The 23,196-nt window shown below is 33.8% G+C and carries 24 protein-coding genes and 1 pseudogene; 3 read left to right on the top strand and 22 right to left on the bottom strand.

Features of this window, described 5'->3' with window-relative positions:
• Window positions 1-282: 282 nt before the first annotated feature.
• The 3 genes from FFM55_RS00700 to FFM55_RS00690 all read right to left on the bottom strand — a co-directional run bounded on the left by FFM55_RS00700 (window position 283) and on the right by FFM55_RS00690 (window position 2,713).
• On the bottom strand, window positions 283-795 hold the full coding sequence (locus FFM55_RS00700) for a GNAT family N-acetyltransferase (protein ID WP_052348372.1): 513 nt from the start codon (window positions 793-795) through the stop codon (window positions 283-285).
• A 175-nt stretch (window positions 796-970) separates the two neighbouring features.
• The gene (locus FFM55_RS00695) at window positions 971-1,522 is read right to left on the bottom strand and encodes a 3'-5' exonuclease (RefSeq protein WP_042492125.1); all 552 of its coding nucleotides are present in this window, start codon (window positions 1,520-1,522) and stop codon (window positions 971-973) included.
• 180 nt (window positions 1,523-1,702) lie between these two features.
• The gene (locus tag FFM55_RS00690) at window positions 1,703-2,713 is read right to left on the bottom strand and encodes a YeiH family protein (RefSeq protein ID WP_042492127.1); all 1,011 of its coding nucleotides are present in this window, start codon (window positions 2,711-2,713) and stop codon (window positions 1,703-1,705) included.
• Between the two features lie 222 nt (window positions 2,714-2,935).
• Between FFM55_RS00690 and FFM55_RS00685 the strand changes: the two genes are divergently transcribed.
• From FFM55_RS00685 to FFM55_RS00675, 3 genes are all read left to right on the top strand, one after another.
• Window positions 2,936-3,997: a tRNA dihydrouridine synthase gene (locus FFM55_RS00685; RefSeq protein WP_137600363.1), complete on the top strand. Its 1,062-nt coding sequence runs from the start codon at window positions 2,936-2,938 to the stop codon at window positions 3,995-3,997.
• A 253-nt stretch (window positions 3,998-4,250) separates the two neighbouring features.
• Window positions 4,251-4,454, top strand: a complete 204-nt coding sequence (locus tag FFM55_RS00680; protein ID WP_042492130.1) for a leucocin A/sakacin P family class II bacteriocin — start codon at window positions 4,251-4,253, stop codon at window positions 4,452-4,454.
• Complete coding sequence (locus FFM55_RS00675; protein WP_170999637.1) at window positions 4,424-4,759, top strand: hypothetical protein; 336 nt, start codon at window positions 4,424-4,426, stop codon at window positions 4,757-4,759. The genes FFM55_RS00680 and FFM55_RS00675 overlap by 31 nt, the downstream gene beginning before the upstream one ends.
• A 60-nt stretch (window positions 4,760-4,819) precedes the next feature.
• Here FFM55_RS00675 and FFM55_RS00670 read toward each other — a convergent pair whose 3' ends face one another.
• The 19 genes and pseudogenes from FFM55_RS00670 to FFM55_RS00585 all read right to left on the bottom strand — a co-directional run bounded on the left by FFM55_RS00670 (window position 4,820) and on the right by FFM55_RS00585 (window position 23,002).
• Window positions 4,820-6,190: an NAD-dependent succinate-semialdehyde dehydrogenase gene (locus tag FFM55_RS00670; protein ID WP_042492135.1), complete on the bottom strand. Its 1,371-nt coding sequence runs from the start codon at window positions 6,188-6,190 to the stop codon at window positions 4,820-4,822.
• Between the two features lie 134 nt (window positions 6,191-6,324).
• Window positions 6,325-7,260: a YihY/virulence factor BrkB family protein gene (locus tag FFM55_RS00665; RefSeq protein ID WP_042492137.1), complete on the bottom strand. Its 936-nt coding sequence runs from the start codon at window positions 7,258-7,260 to the stop codon at window positions 6,325-6,327.
• Between the two features lie 203 nt (window positions 7,261-7,463).
• A complete protein-coding gene (locus FFM55_RS00660) occupies window positions 7,464-7,892 on the bottom strand; it encodes a hypothetical protein (RefSeq protein WP_042492138.1) in 429 nt (142 codons plus the stop codon).
• Window positions 7,893-8,173: 281 nt separating this feature from the next.
• Entirely contained in the window at window positions 8,174-9,559 is a 1,386-nt protein-coding gene (locus FFM55_RS00655; protein ID WP_137600362.1) for a bacteriocin secretion accessory protein, read from the bottom strand.
• 9 nt (window positions 9,560-9,568) lie between these two features.
• Window positions 9,569-11,715: pseudogene (locus tag FFM55_RS00650) on the bottom strand (peptide cleavage/export ABC transporter).
• Window positions 11,716-11,746: 31 nt separating this feature from the next.
• Complete coding sequence (locus FFM55_RS09885) at window positions 11,747-12,139, bottom strand: CPBP family glutamic-type intramembrane protease (RefSeq protein ID WP_212741206.1); 393 nt, start codon at window positions 12,137-12,139, stop codon at window positions 11,747-11,749.
• Between the two features lie 315 nt (window positions 12,140-12,454).
• Entirely contained in the window at window positions 12,455-12,613 is a 159-nt protein-coding gene (locus FFM55_RS09765; RefSeq protein ID WP_155982496.1) for a hypothetical protein, read from the bottom strand.
• Window positions 12,614-12,630: 17 nt separating this feature from the next.
• A complete protein-coding gene (locus FFM55_RS00640; RefSeq protein ID WP_137600360.1) occupies window positions 12,631-12,813 on the bottom strand; it encodes a hypothetical protein in 183 nt (60 codons plus the stop codon).
• 127 nt (window positions 12,814-12,940) lie between these two features.
• Window positions 12,941-13,126 (bottom strand): Blp family class II bacteriocin, encoded by a 186-nt coding sequence (locus tag FFM55_RS00635; protein WP_042492141.1) that lies wholly within the window; start codon window positions 13,124-13,126, stop codon window positions 12,941-12,943.
• A 441-nt stretch (window positions 13,127-13,567) separates the two neighbouring features.
• Window positions 13,568-14,317, bottom strand: coding sequence for a LytR/AlgR family response regulator transcription factor (locus FFM55_RS00630; protein ID WP_042492147.1), 750 nt, complete (start codon window positions 14,315-14,317; stop codon window positions 13,568-13,570).
• A gap of 280 nt (window positions 14,318-14,597) precedes the next feature.
• Window positions 14,598-14,813 carry a hypothetical protein gene (locus FFM55_RS00625; protein ID WP_042492148.1) on the bottom strand — a complete coding sequence of 72 codons (216 nt, stop codon included), beginning with the start codon at window positions 14,811-14,813 and terminating at the stop codon, window positions 14,598-14,600.
• Window positions 14,814-14,827: 14 nt separating this feature from the next.
• Window positions 14,828-15,721 (bottom strand): alpha/beta hydrolase, encoded by an 894-nt coding sequence (locus tag FFM55_RS00620; protein WP_042492150.1) that lies wholly within the window; start codon window positions 15,719-15,721, stop codon window positions 14,828-14,830.
• 68 nt (window positions 15,722-15,789) lie between these two features.
• Entirely contained in the window at window positions 15,790-17,139 is a 1,350-nt protein-coding gene (locus FFM55_RS00615; protein WP_042492151.1) for an amino acid permease, read from the bottom strand.
• A gap of 269 nt (window positions 17,140-17,408) precedes the next feature.
• Window positions 17,409-17,819, bottom strand: a complete 411-nt coding sequence (locus tag FFM55_RS00610) for a DUF6508 domain-containing protein (protein WP_042492153.1) — start codon at window positions 17,817-17,819, stop codon at window positions 17,409-17,411.
• Window positions 17,820-17,886: 67 nt separating this feature from the next.
• A complete protein-coding gene (locus tag FFM55_RS00605) occupies window positions 17,887-19,332 on the bottom strand; it encodes a glutamate--cysteine ligase (RefSeq protein ID WP_042492155.1) in 1,446 nt (481 codons plus the stop codon).
• A gap of 99 nt (window positions 19,333-19,431) precedes the next feature.
• Window positions 19,432-20,583: an AI-2E family transporter gene (locus tag FFM55_RS00600; protein ID WP_137600359.1), complete on the bottom strand. Its 1,152-nt coding sequence runs from the start codon at window positions 20,581-20,583 to the stop codon at window positions 19,432-19,434.
• A gap of 253 nt (window positions 20,584-20,836) precedes the next feature.
• The gene (locus tag FFM55_RS00595) at window positions 20,837-21,733 is read right to left on the bottom strand and encodes a UbiA family prenyltransferase (protein WP_042492158.1); all 897 of its coding nucleotides are present in this window, start codon (window positions 21,731-21,733) and stop codon (window positions 20,837-20,839) included.
• Window positions 21,734-21,827: 94 nt separating this feature from the next.
• The gene (locus FFM55_RS00590) at window positions 21,828-22,103 is read right to left on the bottom strand and encodes an acylphosphatase (RefSeq protein ID WP_052348376.1); all 276 of its coding nucleotides are present in this window, start codon (window positions 22,101-22,103) and stop codon (window positions 21,828-21,830) included.
• Window positions 22,104-22,189: 86 nt separating this feature from the next.
• Window positions 22,190-23,002, bottom strand: coding sequence for a transporter substrate-binding domain-containing protein (locus tag FFM55_RS00585; protein WP_042492160.1), 813 nt, complete (start codon window positions 23,000-23,002; stop codon window positions 22,190-22,192).
• Between the last annotated feature and the right edge of the window lie 194 nt (window positions 23,003-23,196).

Raw genomic sequence — 23,196 nt, 5'->3', positions numbered from 1 at the left:
GATAACAAAATTGTATCCAATACGTGTACATGCAGATAATGCATATCAGGTTAACCCTTGATTTCACACACATTTGGATACTTTACCGTCATCCAAATGTTCAACGTAAATAACTTTACGCATAATTCGGATGACTAACCGAAATACGTAAAGTGACTAAACGCTTGTGTTACTGACAAATGATTTTGCATAATCTACACTTCCTTTTTTAGTTTACCTTGTAGATATTAAGCCCATTTTGTGACATTGTCAATCACTTTATGAAAAAAGTCTCATAAAAAACTAATCTACTAATAATTGATAACCTAATCGGTCGCCATATTCAAATGGCACCATTCCTCTATATGTAAATGCTGTTTTTTTAATGACATTTTGCATGATGACATTTTCTGGAAATGTATCAATCCGGATATCTCGATAACCCCGTGCACGTGCTAAATTAACTAAATCACGTGTCAAAGTTTTACCTACGCCTTTGCCACGAATGTTTGAATTAATTGTAACACGGTGAATGGCCACATACTCAGGCTCTTCGCCAACCCATTCACCTTGTAAAATTTCATATTCATCTTCTGGGCCTGGAACAAGTGATCCATAACCTGCAACTTGACCATCATAAATTAAAACAATGCCCCAGCCATTTTCAATATCACTTTTAAATAAAGCTTCGTTTGGTGCACCTTCACCTTGCCATTGTGATGCGCCTTGCTCTCCCAAGTATGCAACGCCATCTTGGAATGCAGCCCAGATTTCTGGAAAATCCTTCATTTGAGCTGGTCTAGTGTACATTAACATAATCGTATCCTCCGCGTTGTCATTATTATTGAATAATAATGGTACGTTTCTTATTTAATACCTACTAATTTATTAAATAGCAGAACATTATATTAACAAATCTAGACGAAAAACCCAATAGTTTTTAAATAAGAATTCCCCTCATTTTTTATGAGTGACTAATTAATTTAAACGATTAACGCCACGCTTTTTTCATGGCTAAAAAAATAGCCAACGTCTCTTTAGAATCTGGCAATGCGCGATGTTTTTGTTCACCTACATCAACTTGATATAACTCTGCCAAATCCTTTAATGAAATATCTTGTGGATTACCTGTAATAGCACCATGAATTTGCTGCGTATCATATAACTTACCACGGGTATCCCACTTGCCTAAATTATTATGTTGCAATCCTTCTTTAATCAATTGCACATCACCATCAACAATTGCATGGCCGACAACAGCATAATCACCCACAAATCGCATAAACCGGTTCAATGCCCGTTCCTCTGAGATACCATGATGAATCATGTCTAACGTAATCCAGCCACCCTTACTTCCCATGGCTTTAGTAATATACTTAAATGATTTCATCGCACTACCAATAGGTGGATTATTGACAATTACGGAGAACTTCTCAATGTTTTTAGTCCCCGTAATTTTAAGTGCACCAATTTCAATAATTTGATTACTACCATTCATTTCCAAGTCAAACACAACGTAATTTTCTAAATCTGTAAATAGCATGCTTTGACTCCTTCCCCAATCATAATCAATATGTCATTCTCGTTCCCTATTCCCGCTATATGAATACCTACTATTTTCTTATTGTAACAATAAATTAATCAATGCGATAACCTATTCCTGATTTTCAACATAAAAAAAGATTACCAAAGATAATCTCTGGTAATCTATTAGTTTAATGATTTAGCCCATTAAAACGTAAATTAATGCAATCGCAATTGCAACTTGGAAAATAATTGTTACCAACCCGTAACCCAAGAACTTAGCTCCTGATGACTTGATAGTTGACCACTTTAGGTTTAATCCAATTCCAGCTAAGTTAACAACGCCAAAGAAACTCGTTACTTGCTCTGCTGAATTAGTTAAAACATGTGGTAATGTTACAAACGAATTGATTAACATAAAAATAATAAACACCGTTACAAACCAGGGAATACTAATTTTAGCTTTCTTTGATGCTTTTGCTGAAGTTGTCGCTGCTGCTTGAGTTGAAAGCTTTGATGCATGATTTGCCATAAAAATAACAACAACTGATAACATAATCACACGTAGCATTTTAAAGATTGGGGCGTAAGTAACAACACTACCCCCAACCAAAGATGCAGTTCCAGCAACTTGACCAACAGATTGTACTGTTCCACCAATTAAAGCACTAACCATCATATTATTTGGTAAGATGGCTGGCCCAATTACTGGCAAAACAAACAACAAAACAACCCCTGCTAGCGAAACCGTTGCTACTGATGTACGTCGTTGATCATCAGTAGCGCCCACAGCTGGTGCGACTGACGCGATTGCACTAGAGCCACACACTGCATTTCCAGCACCCATCATCATTGCTGATTGTGGTGATACTTTAAAAACACGCCCACCAATCCACATAACAAATAGAATCGTCAAAAACATTTGTAACAAAATAAAAATAACACCGCTCCATCCAAGTGATTCCATATTTTGCAACGTGACATTCAATCCTAATAACGCAATCCCAATTTCAATTGGATATTTTTCAGCCCATGTAACACCAGCACCCCAACGTTGATTAGCAAATACAGTATTTCCTAAAACAATTCCTGCTAGCATCGCCAACGCTTCTGCACCCAACGTTGGTAAAAATGGTGATAGGAGTTTTGCAACTAAAGCGAGTACTAAAGTTAACACAATTCCTGCTACCATATTTCTCTTGATTTTCATACAAACTCCTTCAAATATGTATCGACAAAACAGTCTTATTATACACCTTATGTTTTTGATTTACAGTTTAACAGCTTAGCAACACATTAAATTTTATTGCTTATGTACTTTTTACAAGTTAATATCTTGAAAATTTTGTGAAATATCGCTAATATGGATAAGGTTTTAAAAAATAATCTTGTACATGAAAAAATACATATTTAACGATGAAAGGAACTTAAAATGGTCCAAACAAAATCGCCTTATTGGCAAAAAGTGGTAGATGATGCCCAGAAGCATCCGGCTGTTCCAGGACTAGAAAAAATACCATTCTTTACGATGGCACCAATGGAAGCTGTTACAGACTCAGTTTTCCGTCGCGTTGTTGCCAAAGCTGGTGGCCCCGATGTTTACTTTACTGAATTTACAAATGCTCGTAGTATCACCCATCCAAAGGCCAAGTTCACAGTTCAAGGACGACTATCTGTCGCAGAATCAGAAAAAATGCCTGTTGCACAGTTATGGGGTAATCGTCCCGAAGATTTTGAAGCAGCTGGTTACGATTTAAAAGAACGTGGTTATGAAGCTTTTGATTTAAACATGGGTTGCCCTGCTACAACTGTTGTTAAAAATGGTGGCGGTTCTGATTTAATTCGCCATTTTGAGGATGCCAAAAACATCATTGCAGCATCTAAAGCGGCTGGATTAACTGTCTCGGTTAAAACACGTCTCGGATTTAACCAAATTGATACTTTTGATGAATGGATTCCATTCCTTCTAAAACAAGATATTCCATTACTAACTGTCCACATGCGCACGCGTAAAGAAATGTCAAAAGTACCTGCGCACTATGAATATATTGATCGTCTACTTCAACTACGTGATGAAATTGCACCTCATACATTAATTCAAATTAATGGGGACATTAAAGATCGTGAAGCCGGCCTTGAATTAGTACGCCAACATCCTGGTATTGATGGGATTATGATTGGTCGTGGTATCTTTGAAAATCCATTTGCCTTTGAAATTACACCTCGAGAGCATACATTGGATGAAACACTTGCCTTGTTGCGTATGCAATTGGATCTATATGATCAATTTACATCTGAATTTGGACCAATGCACTTCCAAAAGCTAAAGCGTTTCTTCAAAATTTATGTACGTCATTTTTCATACGCATCAGATTTACGTGTGGCATTAATGGACACAACTAATACAACCCAAGTTCGTGAATTACTTGATCAATTTGATGAACAATGGGCTGCTCAAAAAGCTGCTGATACGATTGCGATTACAACGAAATAGTTAAACATATTTAAGGTCCGTTAATCTGCCATTCAACATGGTGAGATTGATGGACCTTTTTAACGTTCAAAATATTTATGCTTAGCAAAAATTAAATTAGTAAAAGTAGATTTTCATTAGTCTTATTATTGGTGTCTATTAACGATAATATCCATTTATACGACGTTTAATCGTAATTAATTACTATCTGACAGGCAATGATATAATCTATATCGTATTAAATTTCAATCATACGAAGGAGGGACTTTTATTTATGAACCATAAATTATATTCATTCGCCATCATCGATGATGATGAATTAATTAATATTATTGGCGGGAAAAACTCTTGGCATTACTGGGGTAATGGTGTTTATACTAACGGAAACAAAGTTCGAACTGATTGGCATCAAGCATGGCGTTCTGTTGGTCGTATTTCTTATAAGTCATGGGCAAATGGATTGGCCCATATCCGTTAAATAGCAATATGAAAAAACATATCACTGAATTACTCACTTTAATTGAGCAAAATGCTAATTCTTCAGAAACAAAAGCCGATCCAGAATTAGATGCACTCTTCAAAAAATTTAATAGCCAAAAAAATCATAATCTCAATAAAGCCTTAATTGACTTAAAAACAAATATCAATTTATATCAATTAGAACATAACTATCAAACACCTAAATTTCTTACTAGAATTATTTTGACCATTTCTGAAGTTAACAACGTTAATGACGGTGTTGGTATCGGTGCTTTCTTTTCTAATTTATGGTTTGGTCACTAACTAGTTAAAACAAAAAAGAACATGTTCTGAAAATTATCGGAGCATGTTCTTTCGTATATTTTACTTAGTTGGTTCAAAAATTAAATGCTCATTGACAAAGGCATTCAATCCTAATTCACTCAACTCGCGACCATAACCAGAGTTCTTGACACCACCAAATGGTAATTCAGGCAATGATGCCCAACCTGAATTAATAAATGACATTCCAGTCTCAATTTGAGCTGCTACGCGTTGTGCATGCTCAATATCACTTGAGAAGATCGTGTTACCAAGACCATAACTTGAATCATTAGCCAAGGCAATTGCTTCCTCTTCCGAGTTTACCTTGTATACTGAAGCAACAGGCCCAAACATCTCTTGGTTATAAATTGGATTATCCTTGGTAATATCTGTCAAAATTGTTGGTTCAAAGAAGAAACCATCCCCACCAACAGGATCTTGACGATAAACCAAGGTTGCACCACCATCAATCGCCGTTTGCACTTGCTTTTGCAACTTTTCTTGAGCACTCTTTGATGATAAAGGTGCCACATCAGTAGCCGGATCCATTGGATCACCTACTTTAGCCTTTGAAAAACTATCCTTTAACACATCAACAAACTCATCATACTTATCAGCCATCACAATAAATCGCTTTGACGATGTGCAGACTTGACCAGCATTATATAGACGCGCTCCTGGTGCGACTGCTTTAACTTCATCCCAATCAGCATCATCCAAAATGATAAAGGCATCGTTACCGCCAAGTTCCAAAGTTGACTTCTTTAATGCTTCACCGGCCTCCTTGGCAACGGATGCTCCACCACGTTCTGAACCAGTCAAACAAACACCAGCTACACGTGGATCATGAATGGCCTTCGAAACCAAGTCATAATCAATAAACAAGTTATTGAGTGCTCCCTCAGGTGCACCAGCCTCTAAAACGATATCTGCAAATAATTGTGCAGACTTTGGACAAATTGAAGCATGCTTTAAAATAATAGGATTTCCAACAATAAAGTTCGGTGCAAATACACGAACAACTTGATATAGCGGGAAATTCCATGGTTCTACGGCAACAATAATACCCGTTGATTGCTTAATATAATGTGCATTACCCGCGGGTGTTTCCAATGGCGTATCAGCCATGAATTCTTCACCTTTTTCTGCGTAATACGAAACAATACTAGCGCATAGGTCAACTTCACCTTCTGCCTCAGTCAATAACTTTCCCATATCGTAAGTCATTGCTTGCGCTAATTCTTGCTTATGCGCAATAATAGCATCCGCAATTTTGGCTAATATATCAGCACGTTCCTTTACAGATGTATGACGCCATGATTTATATAAATCATGACCTACTGTTAATGCTTTTTCTAAATCTGCTGCAGTTGCATCATCATACGTTTGCAAAACTTCCCCAGTATATGGATATGTGGTTTTGTATGTCATAATATCCCCCTTAATAAAGACAACAACATCTTATACGCCATCATTATAACGCCAGCGTTTAGAAAATGCTTAGATAAGACTTATAAAAAAATTCCCAAGAAGTTCAAACTTCACTGGGAACATTATGAATAATATTAGCGTCGTCTTTGATGCCGATGCATTATTTTTTTACCAGGGTTAACTGATGATTGCTTAGCTGATATTCGTTTTGCATCCTTAGGAACTTCATCAACTGGATTTAAAGTTGTTAAAAATAATCCGTCTAACCAAGCAATAACAATTTGACCAACGACTAACATTGTACCAATTAAATTAAGATAAACAATTAATACCAATAACGACCCTAAAGATTGATAAAATCCGGCATTTTTCACCGTAAACTGTGCATACCAACCGAAAAAATAGTTAACAAAAATAATTAATACAACCTCAATTCCTGAACCAATAATTAATGGTTTAAACGGGACTCTTTTAGCAGGCATTGTTTCATTTAGTGCACAAATGATTAACCAAAGACCAATTAAAGTGATTAACCAACGTTGTTGTGTAATTATTTCAAGCCACTGAATACCTGGTATGGCTGCAATAATTGCTGGTAATACGGCACTAACAATCATTATTAATCCAGCTGATACTAGAATAACCAATAACCATAAAAAACTAAATACTCGCGTAAATAAACCACTTACTCGTTCCGGAACATCATATATTGTATTAAAAGATTTACGAATAATTGCAAGGACCGAACTAGCTGCCCACAGTGTTGTTAAAATTGAAAACGATAGAATTCCTATACCACCTTTTAACACTGATTCAATAATTGGTTCTAAAATCGTCATGATGTTACTAGGCAGATGTTGTGATAATAGTGTAACTAATTCATTCGCATCTATACCTACTAAACTAGCCACAGCACCAACACTCATCAAAATTGGCACCAATGATAACAACGTATAGTAAGTTATGGTAGGACCAATCATTTTAAGATTTCCACGTTGAAAATATGTTTTTAATTGTTCAAGCTGAAATTTTTTTGTCAGAAGGTGTACATCAACAAGTATTTGTCGCATACTTACTCATCTCCTTTATTAAATATATATTTCAGTATCGCAATGTTTGCTAGAGATAGCAAATATTAGAAGACGTTAATAACCCATTATTATCATTATTTTAGTATTAATTATTAATTTTAAGTATGTGAAAAGACAAAATAAAAGCGTGAAATTTTTACTTTCACGCTAAAAGGATAGAGACATACAACATAGCAGACCATTTAATTTCCTACCACTTTATTTTTGAATCCAAAAAAATTATTAGCAACAAATACAAATGAAACACCATAAGTTACAAAAAAATCAAATATAAGGATCATAATAATACCTGATAGTGTCGGCTCACTAACACTTACGATCAAATTTTGTGTACTACTATAGTGTGCCAATGCATTTATTTGTGGTTGTAGATAAATAGATAATAAATCAGCAAATAAAGAAAATAGTAGACTGATAGAACCAACAGGTACTACATTATTAGGCCAATCCTGGTTTCCAAAAACAAATGCTAATCCTAATCCTAACAAAAGTATTGGTCCATAACTTTGAACAATTAAGAATGTAAAAATATTATCTAACATATAGAGTAACGGTGACAATGTTATTAAACACGCAATTACTACTAGTACATATCCACTATTTTTAATCATTAATTTTTCCTTAAATTAAAATATTTATGCATAAATACAAAATACATGCAGACTATGTAAACCAAACCCATGCCATATTTTTGGAGTACAACTATAAATAACTCCTAAAATCATACCCAATAATAGATGGATAAATAAATTTGTACGAGAGTCATTAAATATGTCATTTCCAACCAATAACAAAATGGTCTTGTTATTCGACTATTTTGTATTAACTTTTAGCATGTATTAAAATCAACACTAAATCTTATTTCAGATAAATAATTAAGAATACACATGAATTATTTATCTGAGAAATCTCTACCTAAAAGAATGTCTTTGTAATAATTAAACCATGTTTTAGTTCCTTTAATAATTATTACTTCACCATTTAGGCCGTATTTAATTTGTTTCCTTTCATTTCCATCAACAAAGATATTAGCTACACATTTATAAAACGAACCCTCTTTAACATCTGTAGGTACGTCACTAATTGTTTTAACCGTTCCCTTTAATTTCAATATTTTAGAACCATTTTGCTTAACTATAAATTTTATTTTCTGTCCTTTTTTTAAACCTGTAATATCCTTTTCAGCAATATAAGACTCAATATTCAACTTTGTTTTCCTAGTGAGTAGAGGATAAATTTGAGCAATCGTTGTTCCTTTAGGTAGATACGTCATTCTACTTTTATTGTTAATTAAGTGTAGTATACCTTTCTTTGGTGACTTCAAGACTGTATCTTGATAATGCTGATTTGCCATTGACTGTTTAACTTCCAATTCATCTAATATTTGCTGTTGCTTATTAATTTCTTTTTGAATTGTAGCTAATTGTTGCTGTTGAAGATTAGTAATTTTATCTAATGTACTATTTTTTGACAAAAAATTATTTTTCAAAATACCTGCAATTTGAATATCGTATGAATCATTAGTTGCCTGGAGTTGTTCTATTTTTTGCAAGATACTGCTAATCATGTTCTCTTTAATCTGTACTTTTTCACTCATTATTTGAGTGCTTTTGAATTGCGCATAATAATCATCATAAATAAATTTATATTGATTGTCAGCATCCATTTTTGTGCTTTTTGTAACAGCATCCATTATAGATTTGAAATCTGATATTTTGTTTTGATTGTTACGTTGTATTTTTCTTAAAACATCTATTTGCTCATTAAGTTGCTGATTAGCTATTTTTTTATCAATTTGTTGTTGTTCAAACTCATTATTTAAATTATTAATTTGAGAAATATAACCATGAAACAAACGATCATATCCAAATTTATCGACACCATTAAATTGATTACGACCGTCAATAATACTTCGCTTATATACATTAAGACTCCGTAGATGCTCTTTATGACTGATTATTTTTTTATGACCGTTTTGGATTTCACTCTTTTCATTCTCATTTTTAAAAGTAACTAAAATATCCCCTTTATTTACTACTTTATTTTCTTCTAATTGATTAGTACATATCATATTATCGCTGGTCGATTGGACATCCGTTATGATTTTTTCTGGAATAATCGCACCACTAAATTTAGCAATAATTTCTCGTTTCAGAAAAAAACTAAATAGTACAATGAAAACAATTAACAATAGAGTAGGAAAAATAATTAAAGTTGGAAAATTCCGATACCGTCGTTGATAAAATTCACCACTTTCCAAATCTTGATATTCAACCATGCAAACTCCTTAATCATTAAATAATGATGCATAATAGCCATCTGATTGTAGTAATGTATTGTGTGAACCGTCTTCAACAATCTTTCCATTTTGCATGGTCAAAATACGATTAACACGTTGTGATATTGTTAAACGATGGGCAACAAAAATTATTGTCTTTTCTTTTAATATCAATAGATTATCAATAATTTTTTTCTCCATTAGGACATCCAAATTACTCGTTGATTCATCTAAAACAAGAATAGGTGAATCAACTAATATAGCTCTAGCCAAAGCAATGCGTTGTTTTTGTCCACCTGAAATGTTTCCACTTTCTGAAATCTCAGTCCAAAATCCTTGTGGCATTTTTTCAATATCATCTTTAATTTGCGCAATTTCAACCGCATTAATGATGTCTTCTTGCGTTGTACCAGGCTTAGCACCCAACAAAAGATTATCCATTATTGATCCTGAAAAAATAAACGGTTCGTGAGGTAGATAATTAATATACGCTCTTAAATCATGTTTATTAATGTCATTTAATTTCGTTTTATCTAGTAATATTAGACCACTATCAGGCTCAAAAAAATTAACTAACAGTTTAGCGAAAGTTGACTTACCAGAGCCACTAGTCCCAACTAAAGCTATTTTTTCCCCAGGCTTAATAAGCAACGAAATATCATCAATAACAGGCAACCCAAACCCATACTTATAACTAACATTTTCAACAATTAAAGAACTATTTTGATGAATTCTGTGTATTCCTTGTTTGCTATCTTTAAATTCAGAATTTACCAAATAAATTTCATTTAACCGGTTATTAGCAACCGATGCTTGCTGAAGTTTTGTTTGTAAATTAATGATATTTTGTAATGGGTCAGTAAAAAATCCTAATAGTGCATTATACGTAAAAAGCTGACCGACACTAATTTTATCAATCATCACAAGTTGAGCACCGACCCACAAAATCAACACATTTAAAGCAAGGTGCAATAATCCTTTTATAGCATTTTGAATGGCTTCTGTTTTAGAATACAAAAATGCTTTTTCTAAATATGCAATAAATTCATGATCAATCTTACGATAAGCTACTGCCTCACTGTTTAGAGCCTTAATCGTCTCAATCCCATTAACATCCTCAATAATTGAAGAACTTAACATTGAACCAGCTTCCATTTGATTATTATTTAACTTTGAAAAAGGGCGCATAAATAACCAAATAACTAAAAAATACGCCGGAATAGCAAGTAAAGAAATTAAAAATAAAGTTGTATTTTGAATAGCCAGAACTGTTCCAATGATCACTAGAATTCCTAAATCTAAAAAAATTGATATCATAGTACTAGCTAATGCTTCAATAATCGTATTGGCGTCAGTAAAACGACTAACAATTTCACCCGTACGGCGCGTTGAAAAGAATGACATTGGTAATTCAAAAATATGTTTTATATACGATAAAATAATATCAATTGAAAGGCGCTGCCCTAATACAATTAACAGGTAATCCCTCGCATAGGACAATAATTGCTGAATAACATATGCAAAAATCAATCCTAACGATACAACACCTAAAGTGTTCTTCATATTATTTGGAATGTATACGTCAATAATTGTTTGTAAATAATATGTTCCAAAAACACTGACTAAAGTAACTAATAAAGCAGCAACAATTATATTAATCATTAACAGTTTTTGACGAAAAATTATGAATGCTAATGAACCTAAAGACTGCTTTTTTTCTTTGACAGGTTTGTAACTTACATTAGGCGCAATAAAAATGGACACACCGGTCCATTCCTTGTTAAAATGCGCTTTAGTCATTTTTATTTTACCCACGGTGCTATCTGGATCTGCAATTAATAACTTATCACCTTTGGCACCATAAACAACATAGTAATGTGGATATTTTCTTTCTTAATTACATGCGCTATAAAAGGATAAGGGATATCTTTTTTATTAAATAAATTTAAATCGGCACGTATAGAAACTGCTGTAAAGTTTAAATTTTGAGCTGTATAAACAATTCCTAAAGCGGTTGTCCCTTCAGTATTTGTTTTTGCCATATTACGTAATTTAGTTAATGATAGTTTCGTGCCATAATTTGATAAAATCATAGCTAATGCAGCAACACCACAATCGGACTCATCAACTTGTGGTATGTAATTTATTTTTTTCATAATCACACAAAATTCTCCAACCATTAAAAAACTAAAGTAGTAAAGCTGGAAATATCGAAATCATATTATAAAAAATATGTATATATATACCACCACGTAAAGAATTCGTAACTTTCCATGCTTGAATCATTGGTATATGCGATAGTCCTGCAATAACACAAAAACAAATATTAAAATCATAGGCGTATAAATGCATTAAAGAAAATAACAAACTCCCAATAAAAACACTAAATATCCATGAGTAATTCAATTTTTTTAAATAAGAAAGCATTGGTAATATGACGCTAGCTAATAACAATTCTTCCCCCGTCATCTCTATTAGTAACAAAACTAATAAAATTAATTTTGTTACTATATCCGCATGAACTAACTGAGTGATATATCCATTACCAATTACATTGTCTGTATTTTGAAAATCAAACATCACCATTATCCACACTAATACTAATCGTATTAAAAAAGCTAAAACTAATAACCGAACCATTTGCCATAAAAAAGGTTTATTCATTGGTTTCAATAATAAAAATACCTGTTGACTACCAAACATCAATAGTAACGAAATTATACCTCCTAAAAAAGATGTCAGTAATCCAACGTACGGTACAGTAACTGCACAATAAAAGCTAAACGGAATGATGAAAAAATATGAAAGTACTACTTTATAAGTAATTTTAACTAAATTCATTTTTTATTTTATAAAAGTCAACATTTTAAATGTTCATAACATATCTGAGTTGGATTACCCAAATGCTTTTAAAAACCCTTTTCCAAAACTAACAACTGGATCCCCAGCTTTATGCCATAACCACTGCCTAACAGGATGTTTTGCTCCTCCAGAAATATTAACTAACTCGGCTTCACTCACTGCTTTATAATTCTCATATACAAATTTATCCATAACACATCTCCTGTTTACTAATGACGTCGTTTAAAATTTCCGCCTCGTCGAATACCTGACACCGTCGAATACACATTAACTACGATTCCCAACTTATGACCAATATCATATGCAACCTTATTTAAACCACCACTAATTACCATCAATTCTTGCGAATTCATTGTTTCATAAGAATCCAACATTTTAATTGCTTCATGCATATCTAATCCTCCTTAAATAAATTGGAAATTAACTAACAGCAAATACCATCGTTAAACTTTTTGCTAAAAATCTAACGATGGTATTTAACGCTAGTTCTAATTAATCTTTGTATAAACTACTATCATTTTATTGACAAAATGTTGCATAACCAACAAGTGCCCCACCAATATATGTCACTGGACCTCCAGTAGCACCGAGCATTGCACTTCCTATAGTTCCTGCATAGCACTTACTCCAATTTTTCTTCTTACCTTTACCACCAACGATTGTTGCCATTTCATCAATTGTTAATACTTGATATTGATTTTCCATTTTTATCTCCTAATTCTCTACCACTATTTAATACTTCAATTACAATTTCTAACAATACATAGTCATAAAAACAAATGTTAACTGCCCAATTTTAAAATGTTTCAATCACTATCTACCCAAGACTATTATTTATTTTCCGGTACGTCCTAACTTCCATATAAATAACAATAGCCAAAGCCCCGTAAGTACGAAAACTTTCTTCCAACAAAAATTGATCTGTTTTAATTAAATCAGGAACACGACAACTAACGATAAATAGCAACAAATGCAATGGTATTAATCGACTATATTTATTTGAAAATATCATTTTACTTTTTCATATACCATGACTGTACCGATATACTACATTTCCTCCTTCCACACTCCTAATAATAAATTTAATTTACAAATTCAGATAAAAAAGAATTTAACGTTAATTTCTCACTAGTATTCGTTGCTAATTTATAATTTCTCTTGTCGCCAAATTTCTTTAAAGCGTTGCTTCTTTCGCACCGATATTGGGCAAAATAAGTCTTCATGACTACGAAAGTAAATTCGATTAGCTTGGACATCAACATAATTAACAGCTGATAAATTAACAATAAACCCTTTATGAGAGCGAAATAACGTTGGATGTCTTTTTTCAATATTGGATAAGGAATCATTTAATTCAATCGCTGCGTTTTTTGTATATAAAATAACGCGATTAACATAATTTGGTTTAGAGGCGATATACAGTATTTCAGACATCGGCACATCATAATAACAATTCTGTAATTTATACACGAATTTCTCTGGATTATTGTACATATGATCAACGGTTCGTTTTAAAGCGATATTAATATCTTTACGGATTGCTTCTTCAACCAAATCATCGTTTGTTAAATCAAAAATATAATCTAACGGTGCTAGCCGATGTTTCAATATTGATGATAACGGTTCTTCACATGCAGCAATAAATACTAGATTAGCCGCTGGTAATTTTTTCCTGATATATTTTCCTAATCTAATTCCTTCGTCATTCGTAACATATAAAAAAAACAAAAAATTTTGATGTGAGCTTGTTTGAATGACATTCTTTATTCGTTCAATGTCAGGTGTAGCAGTTTTAATAGTCACCGCTAATTCCTCAAATTTGGTATATCGTTTAATAAAATTAGATATCCAAGTTAGTTGTTGCTGCCCATCTTCTAATATTATTATCTCTAACACAAATTTTCCTCCATCATTGACATTGCCTATTACATTAATTATTGATATTCAATAACTGGTTATATAAAAAGACAAATCTCAGATTAAAAAGTCCACTAAAAATTGTCTTAATATTTAAATTTAGTCAAAACTCTAACCCTTCTTACATACATCAATTAATCTTAAATTGATTTATTCACTTACAACCAAAAAATATTAAACGTTACGTTTTTATTATTGAACGCAAAAAAGACTACTTTCTGTATAAGTAGTCTTTTAATTAAATGTTTCACGTGAAACATTATTTATTTGATTTTTGCTTATTATCCTTCACATAATTCCAAAAACTACCAATGGCTGATACTAAATCAAAGCCTGGCAAAATGATAATGTACACCCACAACGAAAATGAATCACTTGGTTTAAAAATCAAGTACCATATCACGTCAATCATTAATTGCATAAATAACTGTTGCGGTGTTGCGCGAAAAAATGTTTTTCCAAAAGCACCTAGCATTCTTTAACCTCAATTTATAACCATTTTTTTAGAAAAGCAGCTTTAATTGCTGTGTTTTCTGGTGTCATATAAGCACCCGGTCCATGACCTTTACCGTCAATAACATGAATTTCAGCACGATCATCACTCACAAAATTACGTGCTGCTGCTATCATATTCACTGTTTGTTGGTATGGCACAATCACATCAGCAGTACCAACAAATGCTAATATTGGTGGCATTGTTGCGCTGAAATATGTTGCTGGGTTGTATTCCTTAACCTTATCTGGTACATCTTTTGGTGCTTGTTTATTAAACATCTGCCCTTCAAATGACTCTGCTGTTCCAGTTTCAGAATAATTTGGTACAACGCCACTTTCTTTAAACTGTGGCACAAACTTGTCAAATTCATACGGTCCGTAAAGCGCAATAATTGCATTTACTTGTTCAGATTCATCCGCATTTTCACCAAACTCACGATTAGACATTTCATCTGCCGTTGCCGTTACCCCTGCTAATAAAGCTAAATGTGCACCTGATGATTCACCCATTAATGCGACATGATCCATATCAAGTTGATACTCTGTTGCGTGTGCCCGTAAGAAACGAATTGCTGCTTTAACTTCATAAATTTGTGTTGGAAATGCTGCATCTTGAATCCACGTGTATGAGATACTTACAACTGCATATCCTTGATCTAATAACTTTAATGCTGGATCAAGCTTGTGCGAACTTTTGTCACCAAATACTAATCCACCACCAAATACATCCACAATAACAGGGAATGGTCCTTGGCCTTCATTTGGTAAATAAATATCTAAATCATGACGATCACCAGCCATATAAGCGACATCTTGCCATTGTTGTTTAATATAATCTGTTTGTGCAAACGTCCGTGTATAAGGCCGTTCAATAAATTTTTCTGCCATTTTAGTAAGCCTCCTATTAGAAATAATAAAAAAGGATAGTTGCCTATCTAACTATCCTTCATAATACACTATTTTTTAGTTTTTATTCGTAAACTTATTACAATCATAATGACAAACCACACAATTGCTAATACCGTTGTTGGCATTGTATCCTTCGTAAAGAGTAAAATCAAAAAAATACCAATCAAGAATGCAATTGTTAGATAATCCGTAACCGGTGCCCCAGGCATCTTAAACAATTGCTTTCCTTTTTTGAAATCATCCGTTTTACGGTACTTAACGTGTGCGTAAACCAAGACTGCATACATCACAACAAACGCAGCTGATGCAATTGACGTCACCAAATCGAACGCATTGGCTGGGAAGAAGAAATTCAACACAACAGCTAATGCAACCAGTAATACTGAAATATTAATCGCATTATTTGGAATATACCGCTTATTTATTTTACCAGCATATCCCTTACCTTTTGATAACGAGAATAACATACGACCTGTTGTGAAAATAGCACTATTTAATGATGATGCTGCTGCTGTTAAAACAACAAAGTTAATAATACCGGCAGCTCCTGTAATACCAATTCCTGCGAACACTTGAACAAAGGGTGATTCACCAGCATGATAATTTGTCCATGGTTGAATACTCATAATGGCAATTAAAGCACCAATATAGAAAATTAAAATACGAACGATAATTGAGTTAATTGCTTTTGGAATATTTTTATAAGGATCTTGCGCTTCAGCAGCCGTCATCCCCACAAATTCAATACCTAAGAAAGCAAAGAATACCATTTGAAAGGCTGCCAATAAGTGACTACCACCATCAGCAATAAAGCCATGCTGCCATAAATTACTAATTGAAGTAACTCCTGATGATGTTTTGGTGTGCATCACCATCATAATCACACCCGTTGCAATCATAGCAACAATGGCAATAATCTTAATCATTGAGAACCAAAATTCAGTTTCACCAAAGGCTGCTACGGCAATAATATTAATACCGTACAACATGGCTAAAATAATCAACTCCCATATCCAAATTGGAATATTTGGAAACCAAAAAGACATATAAGTTCCCACCGCTGTTAATTCAGCCATGGCAATCGTAATCCACCCAATCCAATAAGTCCATCCAATGATAAACCCGGCTTTAGGTCCGACGTATTTTTCAATAAAACCAACGAATGTTGCGCGGTTAGGATCTGTTAGCAACAGCTCACCTAACGCTCGCATCATCCAAAACATAAACATCCCGACAATTGCGTAAACAATTAAAATGGCTGGCCCAGCTGCACTAATTGAACGACCTGCCCCCAGGAACAAACCTGTTCCAATTGTTCCACCTAAGGCAATCATCTCAACATGGCGACCAGTTAACCCTCTGTCTAGTTTCTGTGGGGATCCTTTTTGTTGTGACATCTTCACACTCCCTTTTTCATAACGACATCATGTTTACGATATTTTAAAAATTTCATATTAACTAGTATATAAGAAATTTTATAATTTTCAAAATTTCATTTAATTTTTCCATACAATAATCATTTAAAAATAAGTCGCTACATTATTTTTTATTAGTATAAAAATGAATGATACATTATGAAAGCATTCATCCAAAATTAATATTAAATGCCAAAAAAATAACCGTCTTAACTTATTAAGCCGACGGTTATTTTAGAATAGATTTTCATCTAATAATTTGGTCCTGGAAAATCTGTTGGCGTTTGACTCTGCAACCGTTGCAATAAACGATACAAAATACCTTTTTCCAGCATCGCTGCCCACATACCTTCAAGACGACGTTCACCATGGATAACAATTGAAGCAACAGCACGCAATTCTCTAAAATCAAGACTAGTCCGCGCAATCATATCTACTTCTTCTTCACGTAGTTGATTTAATCCTTTTTGATGTAAGGTACGATCATAATTTTGATCATAAAAATCAGACCATTCAAATGCTTGCACTAATGCCAACATTTGTTCATCATAAACCGGATGCATTGTCATATGTTCATCTGTCACCCAAGCTACTTCTTTACCTGTAGCATCAGCTAAAAACGAATACCATTTTTCAAAATCAAAGGGATGTTCTCTTCTCATATTTAACTTCCTCCAGCGATTAACATTTCATTAACCTAATATTTGCTATTTTATCACTTATTTAAAGTTAGTTAATAATTAATTCTGGAAAAAGCTCATTTATATTAACCGGTTCAGTCACCCGTTCAACATGATCACCCACACTTAGCACAATGTGATTGCTATCATATTCAATGACTCGTACACCAACAGTCAGAGCATCTTTAACAACACCACTCAATGGATTAATGCCAAAATAATCAGCAAATAACGCTTGCTCATTCTCTTTAAAGTAGCGTGCACGATCATTACCTAATTGCGTTGCCCAAACCTGCATCGTCGCTGCATCTGGTGCTGCAGCCAACATCTTGGCTGCTGGTGTTTTACTTGGTGTTAACACGCGATCCGTTATTAATGACAAGCCATCATTAAAACGCATCCCAAAATGATCGGCTAATCGCGAAATTTCTTGCATAATCACAAGTACTGCATCTTTATTAGTTAAAGCATCAGTGGGTTTTTGTAATGACACTTCATTAGCCGTTTCGTCTTGTCCTTGCAATACCTCATCACTCAACTTTTCATCATTAATGATGAAATAAATTAATAATAAATGAATCAAATTCAATTCATTTTCTGATATACCAGCAATATCAAACGGATTTGTGTCCACCAAACGAATTTCCAAATAATCCACGCTTGGATTATCGGCTGCTATTTTCTTAAATCGAACAGGACCATAAATTTCATGTTCCGAAAATAATTTTCCTTCAGCTAATAGCTTTTCAATTTGCCGCTTGTATTTTTCATAGTCACCAACATACGCTAATTTTTCACCACGATCATTAACAAAACCATATTCACTGGTCCGTAACGAACGAACTGGTTGGCTAAACTGTGGCGTTCTTGAATCAGTATCATTTAAATTAAATGGCGTTGCGCCAAACAAATAGTTGAACAACCATTGATGTGCAACTATTTGTTGTCCCAAATGAAAGTAAACTTGATCTTTAAACACATTAAAATCAGCCGCATCACTTGCTTGAAATAGATGCTGTAATAAATCCTGTGGTAACGAATAATTTAAATGTAATCCGGTCATTATTTCATGAGTTGAACCATATTTATGCATCAACCAATTACGATAGTCTTGCATCCAGGTACGTTCAAATTTTTCATCTAACCATTGTAAATCGTCTTGTTTCAATTCTGGTGGCATGCTTAAAGGCCAAATCGATTCATCATCCGCCATGTGATGACGTAAAACCCACTGTAGCTGTAATAGACGGTCACGCGCTGTTTCAAATGAATCTACGGGTTCCGTCACCAACTCTGCTTGCGTTTCACTATAATCCGTTTGTAAATATGGATGCATCCGTCTTGACCCAAGTTTAGCCGAATGATCAATTCTACTTAGACGCCCCGCCTTAGACACTCGGTGCGCTTCCAATTCAATACCAAATTTTCCACCAATTAAGTCTTTATATAAGTTATTAGTTGCGATTATCTGTCCTAAATGTAAATCATCTGCCATAATCTTTTACCTCATTAAAATTGATACCAAATAAAAAAGGCCTTGCGTATATGGAATATACCACACACAAGCGCCAATTTCATTATTTTTTATGATGCCTTAAACTGTTGTATCAATTTCAGATTCATCTTCTTGTGATACGACATCATTATTTTGATGTAATCGCCAAAGTTCCCAGGCATAAACTGTAATTGTTCGAATAATGGCATAGAAAGGTACTGCTAAAATCATCCCTGCAATTCCTGCAATATTTCCAGCTGCTAATAATAAGATAATAATTGTTAACGGATGTATGTTCAATGAAGCTCCCATGATTTTGGGATAAATCAAATTACTATCTACCTGTTGCACAATTAGGACAACTATAATTACCCATAAAGCTTGTAACGGTGAATAAGTAATTGCTACAAACAAAGCTGGAATCAAACCAATATATGGTCCAACATAAGGAATAATATTGGTTACACCTGCAAACACGCCTAACAACAATGCGTAATTTTGACCAATCATGAAATAACCAATCGTTGTAAAGAAACCAACAAATAACATTTCAATTGCTTGTCCACTAATATATTGGGCAATCGTTTGATTTAAACGACTTAAAACATCTGAAATACGGTCTTGTTGTTTGCTAGGAAAAACTCTTTGAATAAACGGTGATAGTTTATGACCATCATTTAACATATAAATCGTCATAACAGGTACTGTAATTGCCGTAATCGTCACATTGGTTAATTTACCGATTACTGAACTTAAGCTAGTTGCCATCCCCGCTACCACGGTTTGACCAAATTTTTGCACTTCATCTTGTATTTTATTAAAATCTAGTTTAATGCCATACTCTTTTGCAATATTAATTTTACTAATTTCATTAACTAGTTGTTGAATAGTATCAATTAATCCTGGAATATTACGTATCAATCCAGTAATTTGATCCACCAATGTTGGTAATAGCATTAATAACAATGCAATTAAAATACCAACCAACAATAACATAACAATTGTAATCGCCCAACTGCGGCTCACATGCTTGACTTTACCCAACGGAATCTTTTGTAAAAATACCACAATTGGATTCAATAAATAATATAAAAAACCCGAAATGATTAATGGCACAAAAACAGCCCCTATAAATTGACTAATGGGTTCTAAAATAAATCGTAGTTGTGTCACAACTAAAATCAATAACGCAATAGCCAATATTTCAAGCGTCCAAAAAAGTAATTTGGAACGTTTTAAGTATGCTAACACTTCGCACCCTCACTTTCATTTTTTCTAATTATACCAGATAATCGCACCTGCAAGCTTTTCTGGCACTAATAATGACTATCTTTAATTGTGAATAAAGTAACAATCAAATTAAGTTTAAATTAATTTTATCCACAAACTTATGCACAAGTTTTCCACAGGGTTTAAAAACTAATACCGTAAAAAAAGTGTCAACCTCACCAGTTACATCTTGGTAGGTTGACACTCTGAAACAAGTCCTAAAAATTAAATTTTATTAATTAAAAAGCAAAGCTAATACTAGACCAATCGCCAACGTGATTGAAATAACCACGGCATTTTTAATTGCGAATGGAAAATTAGGTTTAATTGGATTTGCTTGAAAAGCATGTACGTTTTTCATTACAATTGGCAATGATAATAATGCTACTAAAGCTAACCAAGGCAAAATACCAAACAAGACTGCAATAATCAGCATCACATAACCTGCAATATAGATCCAACCGAATGCTTTAATGGCCCGCGGCTTTCCCAAATGCCAAACCAACGTATGCCGGCCCTCAGCAACATCTTCTTCATAATCACCAATATTATTAGCTAACATAATATCACCAATTGCAAACCATGCAATCGCTGAAGCAATAATCGCATGGATAACCAACTCACTATTAAAAGTTGGTGCAATATTAATATATGTCGCGCTCAAGAAAATTAAATAACCCATCGTTAAACCAGATGCTAATTCACCAAATGGCGTGCGTGATAATGGTAATGGCGTCCCAGCGTACCAGTAAGTAACAATAAATCCAATGATACCCATGATAAATAAAGGCCATCCTGTTTGGAACGCTAACCATAGGCCACCAACAGCCGCAATCAAAATTAAAACGCCTAGCGTTAACCATGATTGACGCTGTGAAATACCACCATTACCAACAATGTTATTCACACCATTTTTCCATTCATCACTTGTTGCTAACTTAAAATCTTGAATATTATTCCAAACATTTGCCACCATTTGTAATGAAAAGACAACAATTGCAAATAAAATTGCATACCCAACATTAAACTCTCGATATGTAATGACTGCATATAGATTACCTAGCACTAACGGTAACACGCTCGCGACCAACGATTGCACTTCAACAAATTTCAACCATGTTTTAATAGCCATTTTTTCAAAGCCTCCTAAAAACTCTTAACAACTCAGCTTACATTAAAAAAACCAGTCATGCAATGTAACATTGCTTACTGGCTACGATAACAATTTATAATTCACGAAAACTGTTTTGATCTTCATGCACTGCAATGTCTTGCGTAGTTACCGAGTCAACTCGGCCATACGGTGAGGGGGATTCGCCCACTTTAGCCACAAAATCTGCCATCACACTTTCTTCAGCTTGCGCTTCAATATGAACTGACCCATCGTCCTTATTCCATACAGCACCTACAACGCCCATATCTTTAGCCAACGTTGTTGTGAAATAACGAAACCCAACTCCCTGTACACGACCACGTACAATAATTTTTTTAGCAATTAACATAATAAACACCTCTATTAACATCAAATTCGGTAATTAAAAATAGTCTCAAAGGTAAATTCCCCTGAGACTAATATTATACCGTTATTCTATGGTTTTTTCGTCAAATCAGATCCAAAATATTTCTCTGATAGTTTCGACATTGTACCATCTTTTTTCAATTCTTGTTGTGCCTTCGTTATTTTTTTAGCTAACGCTTTATCTTTCTTGTTTACCATTGGTGAGGCAGATGTATTACCCAATAGTTTAGTCGTCTTAGCCGTCAATTTTGTTTCAGGATGTGCTTTTTTGTAAACTCCCCATGAATCTTGTGAGTTTAGCGTTACGTCTGCTTTACCAGAATTGATCAAATCGATAGCTTCTGCAAACCCCGGAACTGAAACAATCTTTGTTCCGGCTTTTTTAGCTGCTTGACCAAAGTTAGATGAAGCTGATTGTGCTGATCGCTTACCCTTTAAATCAGATGCTGATTTAATATCTGAATCAGGTTTTGTAATCATGACTGTTTTTGTATATAGGTATGGGCTTGCAAACGTATAGTGCTTTTCACGTTCTTTATTCTTACCCATGTTATTATAAACAACATCATATTTGTTTGCGCCCAAACCAGCAACTAATGAATCAAATTTTGTTTGGCTGAATTCAGGCTTTAAATTTAACTTTTTAGCAACTGCCTTTGACAAATCAACCTCAAAGCCAGTTAGTTTACCTGACTTATCACGATATGAATAGGGTGAATATGTTCCTTCCAGCCCAATCGTTAACGTGCCTTTTTTATGCAAATTCTTTTGGTACGCTGGTGTTGCTTTAGCAGAAACATTTGGTAGTGCTGCGTATGTGCCAACACTGGCTACAGTCAATGTAACAGCTGCAGCAGCTGCAATTTTTGTATATTTATTCATTTTATTTTTCCTCAACTGGTGTTTAAATTATTTTCATTTAACGTCATTTCACCGGTTAATTTAACATCGCATCCTAAAATTCATAAACATTACCTCTCTTAGTTACTGAGGCAAATAATACTCTGTTTACTAACATTTTGTCAACATTTAGCCAACTAATTAAATTTTACTTGCATTTAATTAGTTAGACCCCT

Source organism: Weissella sagaensis (assembly GCF_005405285.1).
Lineage (GTDB): Bacteria > Bacillota > Bacilli > Lactobacillales > Lactobacillaceae > Weissella > Weissella sagaensis.
This window is presented reverse-complemented; position numbering and strand designations above follow the sequence as displayed.